Origin of the sequence: Polyangium jinanense, assembly GCF_028435265.1 — a bacterium.
Taxonomy (GTDB): Bacteria; Myxococcota_A; Polyangia; order Polyangiales; family Polyangiaceae; genus Polyangium; species Polyangium jinanense.
The window spans coordinates 1-16,267 of the sequence record NZ_JAGTJK010000029.1 but is presented as its reverse complement, the minus strand read 5'-3'; the positions used below and the strand labels follow the sequence as shown (position 1 = coordinate 16,267).

12 protein-coding genes are annotated in these 16,267 nt (G+C 69.1%); 4 read left to right on the top strand and 8 right to left on the bottom strand.

Features of this window, described 5'->3' with window-relative positions:
* Nucleotides 1-582, bottom strand: a complete 582-nt coding sequence (locus tag KEG38_RS35905) for a hypothetical protein (RefSeq protein WP_272424901.1) — start codon at nt 580-582, stop codon at nt 1-3.
* A gap of 77 nt (nt 583-659) precedes the next feature.
* Between KEG38_RS35905 and KEG38_RS35900 the strand changes: the two genes are divergently transcribed.
* Nucleotides 660-2,723 carry a WD40/YVTN/BNR-like repeat-containing protein gene (locus tag KEG38_RS35900; protein ID WP_272424900.1) on the top strand — a complete coding sequence of 688 codons (2,064 nt, stop codon included), beginning with the start codon at nt 660-662 and terminating at the stop codon, nt 2,721-2,723.
* Nucleotides 2,724-2,733: 10 nt separating this feature from the next.
* Here KEG38_RS35900 and KEG38_RS35895 read toward each other — a convergent pair whose 3' ends face one another.
* Nucleotides 2,734-3,636, bottom strand: coding sequence for a dienelactone hydrolase family protein (locus KEG38_RS35895; protein ID WP_272424899.1), 903 nt, complete (start codon nt 3,634-3,636; stop codon nt 2,734-2,736).
* 109 nt (nt 3,637-3,745) lie between these two features.
* On the opposite strand from KEG38_RS35895, the gene KEG38_RS35890 reads away from it, so the two are divergent.
* Together KEG38_RS35890 and KEG38_RS35885 are read left to right on the top strand one after the other, a co-directional pair.
* A complete protein-coding gene (locus KEG38_RS35890; RefSeq protein WP_272424898.1) occupies nt 3,746-5,212 on the top strand; it encodes an Ig-like domain-containing protein in 1,467 nt (488 codons plus the stop codon).
* 152 nt (nt 5,213-5,364) lie between these two features.
* Complete coding sequence (locus KEG38_RS35885; RefSeq protein ID WP_272424897.1) at nt 5,365-5,763, top strand: hypothetical protein; 399 nt, start codon at nt 5,365-5,367, stop codon at nt 5,761-5,763.
* Nucleotides 5,764-5,775: 12 nt separating this feature from the next.
* Here KEG38_RS35885 and KEG38_RS35880 read toward each other — a convergent pair whose 3' ends face one another.
* The 4 genes from KEG38_RS35880 to KEG38_RS35865 form a co-directional block, all read right to left on the bottom strand.
* A complete protein-coding gene (locus KEG38_RS35880; RefSeq protein WP_272424896.1) occupies nt 5,776-6,903 on the bottom strand; it encodes a monooxygenase in 1,128 nt (375 codons plus the stop codon).
* A gap of 246 nt (nt 6,904-7,149) precedes the next feature.
* Nucleotides 7,150-8,301 (bottom strand): hypothetical protein, encoded by a 1,152-nt coding sequence (locus KEG38_RS35875; RefSeq protein WP_272424895.1) that lies wholly within the window; start codon nt 8,299-8,301, stop codon nt 7,150-7,152.
* A gap of 423 nt (nt 8,302-8,724) precedes the next feature.
* Nucleotides 8,725-10,287 (bottom strand): LA_2272 family surface repeat-containing protein, encoded by a 1,563-nt coding sequence (locus tag KEG38_RS35870; protein WP_272424894.1) that lies wholly within the window; start codon nt 10,285-10,287, stop codon nt 8,725-8,727.
* Between the two features lie 106 nt (nt 10,288-10,393).
* Nucleotides 10,394-10,939 (bottom strand): GNAT family N-acetyltransferase, encoded by a 546-nt coding sequence (locus KEG38_RS35865; protein ID WP_272424893.1) that lies wholly within the window; start codon nt 10,937-10,939, stop codon nt 10,394-10,396.
* 109 nt (nt 10,940-11,048) lie between these two features.
* Here KEG38_RS35865 and KEG38_RS35860 point away from each other — a divergent pair, with 109 nt between their 5' ends.
* Complete coding sequence (locus KEG38_RS35860; RefSeq protein ID WP_272424892.1) at nt 11,049-14,813, top strand: serine/threonine-protein kinase; 3,765 nt, start codon at nt 11,049-11,051, stop codon at nt 14,811-14,813.
* A gap of 154 nt (nt 14,814-14,967) precedes the next feature.
* Here the strand turns inward: KEG38_RS35860 and KEG38_RS35855 are convergent, their stop codons facing one another.
* Together KEG38_RS35855 and KEG38_RS35850 are read right to left on the bottom strand one after the other, a co-directional pair.
* Nucleotides 14,968-15,183, bottom strand: coding sequence for a hypothetical protein (locus KEG38_RS35855; RefSeq protein ID WP_272424891.1), 216 nt, complete (start codon nt 15,181-15,183; stop codon nt 14,968-14,970).
* A 47-nt stretch (nt 15,184-15,230) separates the two neighbouring features.
* Entirely contained in the window at nt 15,231-16,073 is an 843-nt protein-coding gene (locus tag KEG38_RS35850) for a DUF6748 domain-containing protein (RefSeq protein ID WP_272424890.1), read from the bottom strand.
* Between the last annotated feature and the right edge of the window lie 194 nt (nt 16,074-16,267).

Sequence of the window (16,267 nt, the reverse complement as noted above, 5' to 3'; positions counted from 1 at the left end):
TCAGGCTTTCTTGGGGCCGGTCACCGGGACGAACGAGCCATGCTGCACGCGCTCGGCGCTGGGCTTCGGGAGCGCGCCGGGGAGCACGGTGATCTTGGCCTCGCCCACGATTTGACCACGCGAGGCGACCCACTCGTTGCGCTCCTCGATCCAAGCCGTGCACGCCGCGCGCACCTCGTCCGAGATGCCGCGCGGATCGTCCGGATCCGCGAGCTGCAGGCCCGTGTCGTAGCGGTAACGCACCTCCATCGGGCGGTTCGGATCGAGGTTCTTCTGCGCCTCGCGATGCGCCGCGCGCGCCGCCTCGTTCTCCTTCTCGCGCGCGAGCGCTTGCGCCTCGGCGGCCTTGTCGCGCGCCTCCGCGAGGGCCTTCTCGGCCGCTTGCTCCTCCGCATCGAGCGGGCGCATCGCGGCCTTCAGACGGTCGTTCTGTTCGCGCGAGAGGCCTTCGAAGACCACGCCGAGCACGTCGGTGAAGCGCGGGCGCTCGCGGAGCCATGCCGTCGTCGCCTCTTCATCCGCAAACTCCTGGAAAGACGTCTCGCCGGTCTTCAGGTTTTCGAGCTTGAGCATGATCTTCATGGCCCGCATCATCGCCGGGCTCGAAGCGCAAGGCAAGGGCATGCACCTTGCTGTCCGCGGGCCGAGGAGACGCTCCGATGCTTGCAGGAAAATGCGCGTTTATCGGGATCGTCCTTTCGACGGTCTCGCTCTCGTCCTGCCTCCCTGTGCACCGGGAATACGAGGACGGCCTGTCGATCGGCCCGAAGCGTGCGCTCTGCGCCCCGGGGCTCGTGCGGCGGGACGATACGTGCGAAGAGCCTCTCTGGGCGGAAATCGCGCCGTTGCCAGCAAACGCGCTGCGTATGCGCGACGTCGTGGACGTGGACGGGCACGAAGCGTGGATCGTCGGCCATGGCGGGCTCGTATTGCACAGCAATGACGGCGGTGAGAGCTTCGAGCGCGTCGACGTCGGCACGAGCGAGGATCTCTCCTTCGTGTGGGCGGACGAGCAGGCGATCGTGCTGACGGCGGCGCGGCGCGCCTGGGTTTCCCTCGACGAAGGCCGGACGTTCGAGCCTTCGCCCGAGGCGCCCGAGGAGCTATCGCGGTGCGTGCTTTTTTTCGGCCGCGTGGTCTGCGGCTCCGCGCAGGGCGGCCTTTATCACGGCAAGATCGGCGACGCGGCGATCGCGAACGTGCCGCTCGGCGGGCGCACGGCGGTCGCGGTCGGTCCGGGATATCTCGTGGCCGCGACCGAGAGCGGCGGGACGACGATACGAATCCGGGCGACCGAGGAGCCGGATCTCCATGCGTTTTACGGGGACACGCAGATCCCCGGTGGAACGACCGGGACCGTGGATTCGCTCTGGGTCTCGCGCCAGGAGCTCCTCGCCTGCGTGGTGGGTGACGATGCGTCGTATCCGAGCGGCCTGGCCTTGCATTGCTCGACCACGCGGGGAAACACGTTCGAGCGGCGCGGATCACTCGCGCCCGAGTGCGCGCGGGGTCCGCAGATCGCCGGCGATTCGAGCTCGCTCCACGTGATGACGCATTGCAACACCCTCGACATGCCGACCACGTTCGAGGTCTGGACCTCGCGCGACGAAGGGCAAACCTTCACGCGTGGCACGTGGGGCGCCGAATTCGAGAGCTCGTGGCGCGGCGCGAACCGCGTGAGCTTCGGGACCGCGAACCACGGGCTCTTGCTCACGCACCGGCTGCGCCGCTCGACCGACGGCGCGAAGAGCTCGGAGCCGATCGAGCAAAACGCGATGTCCGCCGACTGGGCCGGCGGCATGAACGAAAACAAGGCCGTCTTTTTCCCGACGAAGGCGCGTGGATACGTGATCGCGATGCAGAACACGACCGCCGTGTTCAACTTCCGGCTCTATCGCACGGACGACGCGTTCCATTTCGACGACGGGACGGACCTGCCGGCGTTCACGGACGACTCGACCCGCCCCCCTTCCCTCTCGGCGCACGAGGATCTTCTTTGGCTCGCGTTCCCGAGCGAATACGTGCAGCAGACCTTCCTGCGCAGCGAGGACGGCGGCCGGACCTTCCTCCACGACGGTTTTCCCGCGCAGGGGCAGCCGCTCGCGGCCGCCGTGCTCGGGCCGGGCGGGCTCGGGTTCGTCGCGACCGCGCGGGGCGCCGTGAACGCTCGTCCCCTCTACCGATCGAAGGACGGCGGCGCCACGTTCAGCGAGCTTTCGCTCCCGGACGGGACGTACATCCGCGACCTCGAGATGCTCGAATCGGGGCGGCTCGTCGGGGTCGGCGAGAATGGGCTCATCCTGACGAGCGACGACGCCGGGGAGACGTTCGTGGTTTGTCGCGGCGGAATGCCCGACGAGGAACAACTCGTCTCGGTGACTTTCGCGCCGGGCACCTCCGTGGGGTGGGCCGGCGGCGTGACGAGCACAGGAGAGCCGCTTCTTCTTCGCACCGAGGACGGGGGCACGACCTGGGTCGCGCAGACGCTCGGGGTTTCGTCGGCGTCCATCGTGCAGGTCGCGGCCGCTACGCCGAAGCGCGCGAGCGTCGTGCTCGAAATGCAGGGCGTGCGTTCGCTCGTGATGACGCACGATGGTGGGCAATCGTGGTCGCCGCGGGAGACGCCCGGCGATGATCCGCTCCGGATGGTCGCGCGGCTGCCGGACGGCGAGACGACCTTCGCGCTCGGGGCGTACGGCCTTTATCGGAGCCGCACGCCCTGAGCCGCATTCCTCATTGCGCGAGCTTCCTCCGCAGGAACGGGCGCACCTTGTCCCAGGCGTCCGCCGCGCTCTTCTCGTCGTAGCGCTGCCCCGAGGGGTTCGCGAAGCCGTGCTGCGCGTCGTAGCGGTAAATCGTGTGCGTGACGCCGGCCTGGGTCAAAGCCGCGTCGAACGCGTTCACGGTCTCCGGCGGGATTGCCTGATCCTTGTTGCCGAAAATGCCGAGGATCTCGGCCTTGATCGGCTTGAGCTCCGCCGGGTCCGTGACGAGGTGGCCGTAATAGATCACGGACGCGTCGAGGTCGGGCTCGTGCATGGCGAATTGCAAGGACCAGGCGCCGCCGAAGCACCAGCCGATCACGCCCGTGCGTTTCGCCTGGATGCGCGGATCCTTCTCCAGGAAATCGTGCGCCGCGACGAGCGTGGCCATTGCCTTCTTGTTGTCGACGGCCTTCATCATGGCCATCGCGTCGTCGGGGTTCTGCGCGGTCTTGCCGCCATAAAGATCGACCGCGATCGCGGCATACCCGTCCTCGGCGAGCCGATCGGTCCAGTGCTGGATGTGCTCGTTCAGGCCCCACCATTCGTGGATCACGACGAGCCCCGGCAAGGGCGCGGTTTTTCCTTTGGGCAGGCTGAGGTAGGCGCTCGTGCCGTCGATCGTGACACGCTCGCCGCGCGGCGCCGGGGCCTTTTCGGCCTTGAGCTGGTGCAGCGCCTTGAAGCCCTCCTCGGAGAGCGTGCCCAGCATACCCTCGGCAGGCGACGTCGTCTGGGCCGTTGCAGGCGTGGTGTTCGCCGGCGCGGGGCTTTCTGCATCGGGCGAGGGCGCGCCGCCGCAAGCCGCGAGGGCGAACACGGAAAGGCCCACGGCGAGGGCGCGGGCCGAGCGGAGGAAATGATCGAACCTCATGGCGCGCACTCTACACCGAGGCGCGGCCTTGGGAACCCCTTCGTTCGCCCGCGCGCGGCCGCCGTCCGGGGCGAAGACAAGACGGGCCGAGCTCGTCTAGAATGGCTCGATGCGATACCGATCTCTTGCGCTCCTCGTCCCCCTCGCCCTCGCCGCCTGCAGCTCGGAAAGCGATCCCTCGAAACCCACGGCGGGAGCGCCCGCCGGGATCGTCCTCGAGCTCGCGCGGCAAGACGGGCCCGCGCCCTATCCCATCGAGGTCACGGCGCGCATCACGTCGAGCGACGGAAAACCCGTGTCCGGGCTCTCGGTGGAGCTCACGGCCGAGGGCGGAACGGCAAGCGCGGCCGTCGAGACGGCGGCGGGCGCATATCGGTCCACCGTGACACCCTCGCTCGCCGCGGGCGACGCCGGCGAGGTGCGGGTGCGGGCGAAGGTCGCGGATCTGTCGGCGGATGCGACGGCCGTGGTGCTGCCCGTCGTGGGCGCGGCGTGGGGGCAGCCGGAGCGTGTGCCCGGGCTCGTCAATACCGCGGGCACGGAGGATTCGGCCGAGGTGAGCCCGGACGGCGAATGGCTCATCGTGAGCACGTATTCACCCGTCGACCTGCTCTGCTGCATCGCGGGCAAGGATCTGCCCGGCTGCTCGGGCGAGGCCGCGAACCCGGCGTCCCCCGGATGCAATGCGACGTACGGCCCGTCCGCGGCCCCCGAGCGGCCCGAGATGCCCGGCGTCGGGCGGATCCTGTCCGAGACCGAGATCGACCACACGATCCCCCAGCTCGGCGTGTTGGAGGCGCTCTTCGCATTGCCGCCCGTGGCCGCGTACGGGTTCCGCAAGCAAGCGGACGGGTCGTTCGCCGAGCCGTTCGTGATCGCGATCGACATGAACGGATACACGTATTCGCCGTTCGGCTTCACGTACCTCGGCGCGCCGAAGGACGGCGCGGCGTCCGTGCTCTTCGCGTTCGACCCGCTGCACGGGCCGGATACGGCGCCCGATCTGTATCACGCCGACCTCACGCTCGGCGCGCCCGTGAGCCTCGGAAAGTATTCGTTCGAGAACAACTTCCTCATCGCCGACCCGTTCCCCGTGACGCAGCTCCCGCTCGTGCCGCTCGATCCATTCCAATCGAACCCCTCGTTCGGTCACGGCTACGTCTGGTTCGATACCGAGGGGCCGGTGCAGAAGGACCTTTTCGTCGCCAAACCCTCGGGCGCGCTGCCGGGCGCGACGTTCTCCGAGACGGTCGTGGCCGCGATCAGCAAGCCCGACGTCGACGAGTTCCAGCCGTTCGTGGACGAGGCCGCGTCGAAGCTCTATTTCTCGCGGGGCTTCCGCGACATCTCGACGAGCGCGTATTCGGGCGGCGATCCGGCGCTTTCGGCGTCGTTCGGCGATCCGGTCGTCGAGGTCGGGCTCGACGCGCCGCCCGAGGGGCCGGGCGACATCGTGGGGATCGGCGAGCCGAGCGTGGCGCGAACGGCAGACGGCGAGGAGTGGCTCTACTTCGTGTACTATGTCCGGAGGGAAGGACACTACGACGGCTCGATCGGGCGGGTGAAGAAGCGCTAGCGATTTTGGGGGGCCTCGGGAACTTCCACGCGCACCCGGGGTCCGTCTGCCCCGCCCCGCTGGATCTCGTATCGGCGCGGACCGAGCTCCGGTCGGATGCGCGGCGGGGCGACGCACGACCCACGAACGACCCTGACAAACGGAGGTATCCCATGGGAGAGGCATTCAGAAACGGCGGCTTCGGCATGTACCCGACGCTGTTCTTCGGCATCATTCTTTTCGGCGCGGCCATCGGTTACGCCAGAAACCCCGGCAAAGGGCGGCTCGTCCTGCCCGCCGTGCTCGCGCTCCTCACCCTGACCGCAGGTTTCCTCGGCTTCTTCACGGGGATCATCACGACGCTGACGTACGCCGCCAGCGATCGCACCTTCGACCTCGATCAATTCATTCGCGTCGTCGCGATGGGGACGGCCGAGTCGCTGCACAACGTCGGTCTCGCGCTGGCGATGAACGTCATCGGCGGAATCGTGGTCGCGGTGGGAGCCTATCGACGGGGTCGGATGAAGCCCGAGGTCACGAAGGTGGGCGCGTCGGTCGCGTCAAACGGCTGACCCGACGCCCCTTCAAGGAGAGTCCGCGTGCCGCGCGGCCTGCTCCTCCGCGGCGCATGCTTGCGCGAGGCAGGACACGCAATCTTCGGCGTCACCCCCCTGGCACCGATTCGCGCAGTCCGCGGCGCGCTTCGCCTCGTGGCAACGCACGACTGCGGAAACCTCGGCCGCGAGGGTAGAGCAGGCGGCGTGTACACAATCGTAATACGCGTAACCCACGCCCTTCTCGCGCGTCATCGCCTCCCTGAGGCAATGGACGGTCTCCGCCCCGCTGGCCTTCCCGCTGCCCACCCACGTCGCCGCCGTCGCGCCGCTCTCGTCCTCGCAACGCTCGAAGCGAGCGTTTTTCGGAAAATACGGGCCGATGAGCTGGCACATCTCGTCGGATGAGGAAAGGCCATACGCGACGGGCCGGGCTTCGCTGTTCTTGTAATCGCAGCGGATCTCGACGGTGCTCCCCCGAGGGAAGAGCAGGGGCGGATCGAGCTCGCGTACGGGCGGCTCCTGCCAGGACGTCGTCGAATAGATGGATGTGGTCGTCCCCGAGGGCGCGATGAGCGAGGCCTCGAAGGCGGCGCCGCGCGCGTGCATGTGCGATTGCAAGCTCACGACGTGCACGTCTTCGGGCACGGGGCAACGCATGCGCGCCGAGGCCTCGCCGAAGGGCGCGACGCGCAGGACGTGGTTGTCCATGTAGAGGAGCCCGGCCTCGATGCGGAGTTCTTCGCGCGGCATCGTGTGCATGTTGATGCGGGCGTCGACCTCGAGCGGGGCGCTCGTGGTGTTGAGGTAATGGGTGCTCATCACGAGCACCACGTTCGGCTCGAGGACGACGCCGACGCCGTCGGGCAATCGATGGAGCATACCCACGCTGCCGAAGCTCTCGGATCCGCCGACCACGGCGTCGACCTTCCAGCGCGCGGTGGCGCCCTCGGAGCAATCGTGCTCCGTGAGGGCGTCAACGGCGATCCCCTGCTCGTCTTGGGACGGAATCGCCCGATACGGGGTCCGGTAAAGCAGGACGTGATGTCCGCCCGGACCGAACGCGACGTCCTGCCCGCGGATCACGAGCCCCTCCGGCGGCACCTGGAAGAGGCGACAACCATAGGATTCGCTCCCCGGGGCGATGGTGGAGGTCATGCGATATTGAAGTCCCGAGCCATCCGCGGGCGGGTCGAGAAGCGATTTTCCCGCAGACTGGGTGGATGGTTCTTCGGGTGCACAAGCCGGCGCAAAGAGCGCCGCGATGAACACAATGTATTTGATGGATTTCAATCGATTCCCCCCGTGGTTCATGGGCCGTCCCTTCGCAGAAGTAAACGGACGCGCGGGGGTTTGCACGCAACGTGCCCGGCGTTCACGCCGGGCGTCCGCCACGAACGATGACTATTTCGTGACGGGGGCGGGCGCAGGCGCAGGGGCCGCGGGCGCGGGGGCCGCGGGCGCAGGGGCCGCGGGCAGAGCCGCGTCGGGCGTGGGTTTTGCGGGCGGCGCAGGCGGCGCCGGGGGTTTCCTGGAGTATCCGAGGCCGAGCGTGAGCATCATTCCGTTACGTATCTGCCATTGCTCGGTGAGCTGGGGCTGACGGACGAGCTTGAGCTCGTAATCGAGCGTCGCCCACTCGACGACCTTGAAGGAAATGGCCGCGCCAATGTCCAGGTTCGTGAGCTGAATGGGATTCTTCTTCGCTTCTCCAGCCGCGGGCATGTCGTTGTTCCACGCCGGGATGAGCACGCCGACGCCGACCTTGTAACTGATCTTCTTCGCCTGGAACGAGCCCCACATCTCGAGCGAGCCCTCGACGCCGACCTGGAGGACGTCGCGGAGCTCCTGGACCTCGACGCGATCGGCCGTGGCGGCGTCGTCCTTCAGGATGAGCTGGCCGTCCGCGAAGGTCTGCAATCCGCCGAGTCCGACGCGGGTCTCCAAGTTGAATCGATCGCCGGAGACGGGACGCGCAAAGGGGCCGATGGTCTCCTTCAGCGTGAGCGGATGAAAGGGATCGGTGAGCGTGAGGCGGCGCGAGGTGACGGTATCGGTGACGCCGGTGACGCGGGCGATGGTGTACGTGGTGTCGGTGGGGCGAACGTCGAAGCCACGGAAGAGCGGCGTGCCGACGGTGAAGCGCGCGAAGGGACCGAACCAGGGGCGCACGAAATAGAGGTAGGTGCTCTCCACGTTGAAAGCATCGGCGCTCTTGACGGGCTCTTCGAGGGCCGGCGTCTTCGTGAGCGCCTCGTTGATGCCGAGCACCGTGCGCCATTCGTGGCCACCATTGCGGTAGGTCGCGACGCCGTCGAATTTGAGGCCCACGGTGAGCGTGGAGCCATTCGGCGTGACGCCGACCACGTCGCGGGTATCCACGAGCGAGAACGTGGCGCCATTTTTCATGGTGATCTCGAGCCCGACCTGCTTGGGCGGCTCGGCGATCTTGACGTCGACGTATTGCTTGGCGGCCGCGTCCTGCGCGCGGGCCGAGAGAGGTGCGGAGAGGAGGGCGGCCAGCATCGAGGCCGATAGGAGGGTTCGTCGAGACATGGTTCCTCTAAACCGAAGGGTGTACAGGGCGGGACGTTGTGCGCGCAACGGCAAACGATGTGCCAGAGGGAGAACGCGCGAAAGTGCCGAGGAACCTGCGTAGGGGTGTCGGGACGCGCGGGTAGGTCGATGCCTCGACTCCGCGACGAGTGATGCCTTGGGTCCTCACCCGCTCGTGCGTGGGCGCAGAGGGCCGCCGGAGGCGCGTGATGAAGCCGGAGGAACGACGCAGGCAGGGCCGGTCCAGCTTCGCCGAGGGTCGAGGGTGGGCGCGGGTACAGGCGGTCCGGCTTCGCCGAGGGTCGAGGGTGGGCGCGGGTACAGGCGGTCCGGCTTCGCCGGGGGTCGAGGGTGGGCGCGGGTACAGGCGGTCCGACTTCGCCGGGGGTCGAGAGTGGGCGCGGGTACAGGCGGTCCGCCCTCTCAGAGGCCGATGTTCATCACGGGGAAGAAGGGGAGCCCGCCGTACTTGGAGACGTTCACGAGGCCAATCTGGACGCCGCGGAGGCGCTCGGTCTGGTTGACGAGGCCGATCTGGACGCCGCGGACGTGCTTCGAGCGGTTGTAGAGGCCGATCGTGGTGCCGGTCAGGCGATCGGAGAAATTGACGACGCCGAGCTGCATGCCCGTGACCTCCTCGGCGCTCGCGAAAAACCCGGCCTGCAGGCCGTGCATGTGGTCCTTCACGAGGTTGACGAAACCGAGCTGCGCGCCGAATTGATCGTCGCCGGTCATGTTCACGACGCCGATCTGCGAGACGCCGTAAAACTCCTGGCGCACGCCATTGAAGGCGCCGATCTGGAAGACGCCGCGGAAGTCGTCGTCGACGAAGTTGAAGAGGCCGCCGAGCTGCAGGACGCCGGAGAAGGAATCGTCGACGTAATTGAAGAGGGCGCTCGTCTGGAAGACGCCCCGGAACTCCTCGTCGACGTACGCGCCGAGGCCGAACTGACCAAAGCCGTAAAAGCTGTCCTCCAGGAGGAGGTTCGCGACGCCGGCCTGGAAGACGCCGTGGAAATCGTCATCGACGATGTTGACGACGCCGAGCTGGCCGATGCCATAAAACTCCTCGTCGATGAAGTTCGCGGCGCCGATCTGGAGCGCGCCGTAAAAACGTTCGTCGTCCCCGTTCAGGAGGCCGATCTGGGCGACGCCGCGGAAATCGCCGTCCTCGACCGCATTGAAGCCGCCAATCTGGGCGATGCCGGAGAAATTGCCGTGGTCGATCTTGTTGTACGCGCCGATCTGGAGCGCGCCGACAAATCCGCCGCCGCCGCGCGGTCCGCCGCCGCCATCGTCGTCCCAGTCGAGGCCCGCGCCAATGACGTTGTAGGCGCCGAGCTGCAAGCCGCCGATGAACGCGTCGGTGCCGTTGATCGTACCGATCTGCGCGAGGCCGAGGAAGCGGTGCGTGTCGTTGCGCAGGAAGGCGTACTGCGCGAGGCCCACGAAAATGTCCGTGACGACGTTGCGGTAGAGGGCGAGCTGCGCGCCGCCGTAAAACTCCTTCACAAGGTTTCGGCCGAGCGTGAGCTCGACGCCGCCGCGGAAGACACGCTCGACGTTGGTGTGCAAAAGACCGACCTGCGCGAGGCCCGTGAAGTGCTCGGCCTTGGCGCCGAAGAGGCCCACCTGCGCGCCGCCGTAAAACTCCTTCGCCGACGGCGTGACGAGGCCGATCTGCAGGGCGCCCGCGAAGAGGTCGGCCTCGGGGAAGACGCCGGGGTGCAGGAAATACCAGCGGCTCGGCTTGGTCGGCAAAGGCGGCGGCACGTACGGCGGCGGTACGTACGGCGGTGGCGGTGGCGGCGGTGGAGGCGGCGGCGGGATGTCCGTGGCGAGTTCGACGGGCGGCGGGGGAATCTCCGGGGCGGCTTCGATCGGCGGGGGCGGCGGCGCTTCTTCGGGCGGCGAGGCAGCGGCCTCCTGGGCCCACGCGCGAGGCGCGCTCGCGAAAACGGAGCCCAGCCCGACGAGGAAAGCCACGAGCCCCCTCTGCCTCGGAGTACGAATTCCCATGTCGTCCAGCATGAACGTGGTGCCCCCGGGGAGCTTACAGGAAGGTTCCCCAGGAAAACCAGGGCGGAGGCGCTTACCTGCGGAACGCGCTCGGGACGACCTCGTACTTGAGCATTTCGCCGAGCAGGTCGTCCTCCCTGTCCACGATGCGGAAGCCGAGCTTCTCGAGGATGCGGCAAGACGCGAAGTGCCACGTGAACGTCGAGGCCCGGACGGCGCGCACGCGCGGCTCGGCGAGCGCCCACGCCACGGACGCGCTCACGGCCTCGAAGCCGAAGCCCTGCCGCTGCGATTCCTCCTCGATGCCGTACGCGACCTCGACGATGCCGTTCTCATCCGGTCCGCCATGGAAAACCACGCTGCCAATCACGCGCGGGGAAGGATCGAGCGACAGGGCCACGCGGTCGCCCCAGAGCCGATGCTCGGGATCGGCACGCACGGCGTCGAGCCGCGCGAGGAACGCACGCTCGACGAGCGCGCGGCCCGGCCAGGCGTTGGGCATCTTCGCGCCGAGGAGCTTCTCGGTATCGGCACGGCGCCCATCGAGCACGGCCTCGACGAGCTCCACGGTCATGGGGACCATCTCGAGGCGCTCGGTCATGAGCTTGGGGCACGACACGACCTCGAATTTCTCAAAGCTTCGGCGCTCTCGCAAGTGTCAAAGGCCGACGCGCTGCGGCGAAGTGCTTGACAGCAGGCGCGCCCGGGTATGAAACCAATGGGCGCGCATGGCCCCGAGGAGCAAGACCCTGCCCGCCGGAACGCTGGTCGCGCGGCGTTTCGTGGTCCGCTCGCTCGCCGGGCGCGGCGGCATGGGCGAGGTCTACCGGGCCGCCGATCAGGAGACCGGAGAAGACGTCGCGCTGAAGCTCCTGCATACGGACGCGACGTCGCTCGATACGGAGCGCTTCGCCCGGGAAGCGCGAATTCTGTCCGAGATCCGGCACCCGCGTGTCGTGTCGTACGTGGCGCACGGACAGAGCGAGGACGGCTGGCATTTCCTGGCGATGCAATGGCTCGACGGCGAGGACCTCGCAAAACGGCTGGCCCGCGGGCCGCTCTCGACCCGCGAGGCCCTGCTCTTGCTCCGGCGCATCACCGAAGGGCTCGCCGCGCTGCACGCGCGGCGGATCGTGCACCGGGACCTCAAACCCTCGAACGTGCTCTTGCGTGGAGGCGACATCGATCAAGCGACGATCGTGGACCTCGGGATCGCGCGCTCGATGGGGCCGGCGACGGGCATCACGGCGACGGGTCGATCGATCGGGACACCCGAATACATGTCGCCGGAGCAGGTGGGCAGCGAGCAGCCGATCGGGCCTGCGTCGGACATGTTCTCGCTCGGCTGCATCCTGTTCGAGTGCCTGGCCGGTCGGCCGCCATTCGTCGCGGCAGACGCGGTGCTCGTGATGTCGAAGATCCTGAGCGAGGATCCGCCCGAGCTCTTGCCGCTCCGGCCCGGGGTGCCGCCGCCGGTCGCGGCGCTCGTGCGGAGCCTTTTGCAGAAGGATCCGGACAAACGGCCGGCGAGCGTGTCGAACCTGCTCGAAGAGCTGCCGGCGCTCCTGGAGATCGGCGCGCGGAGGGGCGCGTTTTCTCCATCGGTCGCGCGGGACGTGCCGGAGCTCTTGAGCGTGCTCGTGCTGGCACCACCCGCGGGAGCCTCGCGCGAGGAGCTCGCGCGGATCCTGCTGCGAAACGGGGCATTTTCGCACGGGTCACGGTCCGAGCGGTGGGTGGTCGCGGCGTTCGCGCGGTTCGGCGGAGACGCGACGGATCAGGCAGCGGCGGCCGCACGCGCGGCGCTCGCGGTGAAGGCGGCCCAGCCGGAGACGACGATCGCGATCGCGACGGGGCCGGGGTTCGTGTCGGGCGAGCAGCCGGTCGGAGAAGCGGTGGAGCGCGCGGTGGAGGCGCTGCGCGAGGGCGCGCCGCGCGGGATGGTGATCGTCGACGCGGTGACGGCGGGGCTCGTCGGAGGTCGCTTCGCGACGACACGCGAGGGCGGGCGGCTCCTGCTCACGGGCAGCGGGGCGGCGCGGGACGAGGCGCGGTCGCTGCTCGGAAAAACCATGCCGTTCGTGGGGCGCAAGCGCGAGCTCGAGCTGCTCTTGCGGTCGTTCGAGGCGATACGCGAGGAGCCGGTTTCGAGGGCGGTCGTGGTGGTGGCGCCGGCGGGCATGGGCAAGTCGCGGCTCTTGCGGGAGCTCCGCGCGAGGATCGAGGCGCGCGAGAAGGACGTGCTGCTCCTCGTCGGTCGAGCCGAGCCGCTCGGGGCGACGGCGTACGCGATGCTCGCGGACGCGCTGCGCGGGCGCGGGCCGCGGGAGCTGTCGACGACGAGCGAAAGGCAAGCGTCGCGGGGCTTCGTGGATGGGCGGGTCGCGCGGGCAGAGATCGAGCGGACGTTCCTGGAGTTCCTGCGTGGCGAAAGCGCCGCGCGTCCGGTGGTGCTGGCGCTCGAGGACGTGCATCACGCCGACGCGCGGAGCGTGCGTCTCGTGGAACGCGCGCTCGTGGAGCTTCAGGATCAGCCGCTCTTCGTGCTGGCGCTGGCGCGGCCGGACGTGGAGGACGTCTACCCGCGGCTGTGGGGCGATCGGGCGGAGCGGATGATGCTGTCGCCGCTGGTTCGTCGCGACGCGGAGGAGCTCGCGCGGGCCGCGCTCGGCCCGGAGGAGAGCGAGGCCGTGGTGGAGCGGATCGCGACGCGCGCCGCGGGGAATCCGCTGTTCGTGGAGGAGCTCGCGCGCGCGGCGCGAGACGCGGGCGAGGAGGGGGAGCGGCCGGCGACGCTCGTGGCGATGCTGCAAGCGCGGCTCGGGCGGCTCGGGCCGGAGGCGCGGCGGGCGCTGGTCGCGGCGAGCATCTTCGGGACGCGGTTCTGGCGCGGAGGCGTGCTCGCGTTGATGGATCGGGAGGGGCACGGGGCCTTCGTGGATCAGGCGCTCACGGCGCTCGTGCGGGCGGAGCTCTTGGAGAAGCAACGAACGAGCAGGCTCGTGGGAGACGTGGAGTACGGCTTCCGGCACGTGCTCGTACGCGAGGCGGCGTATGGGCTGCTCGGGGAGGAGGAGCTCGCGCTCGGGCACGCGCGGGCCGCGGCGTTCCTGGAGGCCGCGGGCGAGCACGAGGCGCAGGTGCTCGCCGAGCACTGGCAACGCGGGGGCGATACGGCGCGCGCGCGCGTGCTGCACGTGCGCGCGGCGCGCGAGGCGTTCGAACGGAACGACCTCGCAGGGACGCGCACGCACGCGGCGAAGGCCGAGGAGCTCGGCGCGGCAGGGGCCGAGCTCGGGCTCGTGCGCGGGATGGCGTGCTGCATCCTGTACTGGAACAAGGCCTGGGCCGAGGCGTGCCAGATGGGGATCGAGGCGCTGCCGCTCTTGCCGAAGGGCTCGACGTGGCACTGCCGGGTGCTCGGGCTCGTCTGCACGCTGACGGGGCTCGGGGTGAACGCGGAGGCGTTCCCGTCGTACCTCGACGAGCTGCTCGCGCTGACGCCGGATCTGGAGGCACAAGGGGCGTACGCGGAGTGCCTCGGGCGGCTGCTTTGTTTGCTCGCGATGCGGCTCGATCGGGGCGAGTCGCACAAGGCGCTCGATCGGATGCGCGAGACGCTGGAGCGGACGGGCGCGGTGGATCCGAGCGCGCACGGGTGGGCGCGGCTCGCGGCCTACGAGTACGGTCGGACCACGACGAACGAGCCACTCGCGATGCTGGAGATCATCGAGGACGCGACGCTCGCCTTCGAAGCGGCGGGCGACGCGCGGATGCGGGCGCTCTGCGTGGCGCGCATCGGCGAGGCGCTCGGCGCGCTCGGGGCGCTCGGCGAGGCCGAGGCGCGGTTCGCGGAGGCAGAGGCCCAGGCGACGGCGATGGATGACGCGCTGACGAAGATCGGGGTGCGGATCCTGCGCGCGACGTTCTTGGCGGAGCAAGCCACGAAGGAGGCGCGTGAGGAGGCGCGCGCGCTCGCGGCGGAGCTCGTCGCGGAGCCGGGGATCGGGCCGTTCGACGCGGGGATCGCGTGGGGGATCGCGGCGCGGGTGTCGCTCGCGGAGGGGGACGCCGCGCGGGCGCTCGGCGAGGTGGATCGGGGGCTCGAGCTCGTCGATCGCATGGGCCTGCGGCGGCTGTCGCTCACGGCGACGCGAATTCGCGCGCTGTCGCGGCTCGGGCGGGTCGCGGAAGCAGAGGCGCTTTCACGCGCGGCGCTCGCGGACATGCGGGCGGCCGGGGGCCTCGGCGCGGGTGAGGTGGATCTGCGGATGGCGGCGGCGGAGGCGCTCTACGCAGCGGGCGACGCCGACGGGTTCGAGGGGGAGCTTCGCGCGGCGCTGCGGCTGATCGGGCGCGAGCTTGCGGACGTGCGGGATCCGGAAGGACAAACCCGCCTCTTGCGTGACGTGCCGGCGAATGCAGAGGCCGCGCGGCTGGCGCGGGAGCAATTCGGCGAGAGCGCCGTGCTCACGTTGCTGGGGGCGAGCTAGGACGCGAGACGGCGCAGGCGGCGTACCCGAGGACGACGGGCCCGTCCCGCGTGGCCGTGGGCGTGGGTGTCCAGCCGCGCGCGAGGCGCGCTTCGAGCATCTCCGCCGCGGTCGGCTTGTGATCCCAGACGGCGACCGCCGTCAAACCGCCCAGTCAGGTCGTGTCGTAGACGAGATAAACGCCGGCCGAATGTTCGAGGACGACGTCGTGGTTGTATTCGTCCTGAACGACCACGTCCGCGATGAGCCGAGGCGACGCGAGCGAGAGGCCCCAGCGGACGACGTCTTCGAGGGTGCGTTGCGAAGAAACGAGCGCCTCGATCGCGCGGCGCGCGCCCGGGTCCACGTTCGTCCGCCATTCGATGTCCATGACACCAGGATCGTGACGCGTCCGGGCGCGCGCTGCAATGATCGACCCTACTGCACGTTCCTGCTGCGGATGCCGCCGCTGCCGCCCTCGCCGCCTCCGTCCACCGGTCCGCGGCCGATGACCGGGCCGTTGTCGACGGGCGCGCGGGCACCGCGGAGCGTCGGCAGGATGACCGGGAGGAAGCCCTGCGTCGCCTGGAGGACGGTGGCATCCCCCGCCGGCCCATAGTTCTCGATGCGGACGTCCTGGCCGGTGAGGATCATGCCGAGCTGCGAGAAGAGCGCGCGCCCCGATTCGAAATCGTCCCGGCCATTGCCGGGGACCTCTTTGAGATCGATCTCGTGGATCGTCCGCACCGCGCCCGTGTTCAGGTGCTCCTGATCGAAGCTCGGGCAGGGCGCGGCGACGCAGACGACGCCGTTGTGCCAGACGCGGTAGAATCCGCCCCGGAGCTCGGCGTTCTCGAGGGCGACCCAGGCAAACCGGAGCGAGAGCGAGCCGAGGCCGCTCTGGCCGGGGAAGAGATCGCCGAAAAGGACGGCGCGCGTCGATTCGCGCTGCACGCCGATGGCCTCGCGAACCGTGCCCTCGACGCCGGCGAGCTGGAGGAGGCTGGAGAACTGGATATCGGCGACGTAACACTCCTCGGCGGTGGTGCCGTCGGCGCAAACCGTCTTGTCCTGATTGACGGCGGAGACGAAGAAGCCGCCGCAAAGGGGAGACGCGCAGCGACGAAGATCCCGCCGGGCGATGTAATACGTCGCGAAGGAGATATCCGCTTCGTGCGTCGCGGTGGCCTCCGGCGCCTCGGAGGCGTCGGAGCCGAGACAACCTGCAAAGATCGGCGCGAATACAAGAGAGGCAACAGCAAGGGTGCGGTGGGGTGACACGGATACCTCCTCCATCCGCTCCCCAGCAAGCCGGGTGCCGCCGTACGGCCTCCCAAAACCGGTCGGACTAGTACATCATCCCCAAAGTTCGTAGTCGTTCCCATCCCTCCGCGCCCTCCTCTTTGGGTTCGTCCGAGAGCAACGGGGGTTCGTCATGGAAACATCCTTCCCTGTTGTTCTGTTCAGGGGCACAT

Excerpts from the sequence above, each read along its gene's own strand:
- KEG38_RS35890 (WP_272424898.1), top strand. The coding sequence starts at position 3,746 with ATGCGATACCGATCTCTTGCGCTCCTCGTCCCCCTCGCCCTCGCCGCC.
- KEG38_RS35880 (WP_272424896.1), bottom strand. The coding sequence starts at position 6,903 with ATGACCTCCACCATCGCCCCGGGGAGCGAATCCTATGGTTGTCGCCTC.
- KEG38_RS35855 (WP_272424891.1), bottom strand. The coding sequence starts at position 15,183 with ATGGACATCGAATGGCGGACGAACGTGGACCCGGGCGCGCGCCGCGCG.
- KEG38_RS35900 (WP_272424900.1), top strand. The coding sequence starts at position 660 with ATGCTTGCAGGAAAATGCGCGTTTATCGGGATCGTCCTTTCGACGGTC.
- KEG38_RS35860 (WP_272424892.1), top strand. The coding sequence starts at position 11,049 with ATGGCCCCGAGGAGCAAGACCCTGCCCGCCGGAACGCTGGTCGCGCGG.
- KEG38_RS35905 (WP_272424901.1), bottom strand. The coding sequence starts at position 582 with ATGAAGATCATGCTCAAGCTCGAAAACCTGAAGACCGGCGAGACGTCT.
- KEG38_RS35875 (WP_272424895.1), bottom strand. The coding sequence starts at position 8,301 with ATGTCTCGACGAACCCTCCTATCGGCCTCGATGCTGGCCGCCCTCCTC.
- KEG38_RS35885 (WP_272424897.1), top strand. The coding sequence starts at position 5,365 with ATGGGAGAGGCATTCAGAAACGGCGGCTTCGGCATGTACCCGACGCTG.
- KEG38_RS35895 (WP_272424899.1), bottom strand. The coding sequence starts at position 3,636 with ATGAGGTTCGATCATTTCCTCCGCTCGGCCCGCGCCCTCGCCGTGGGC.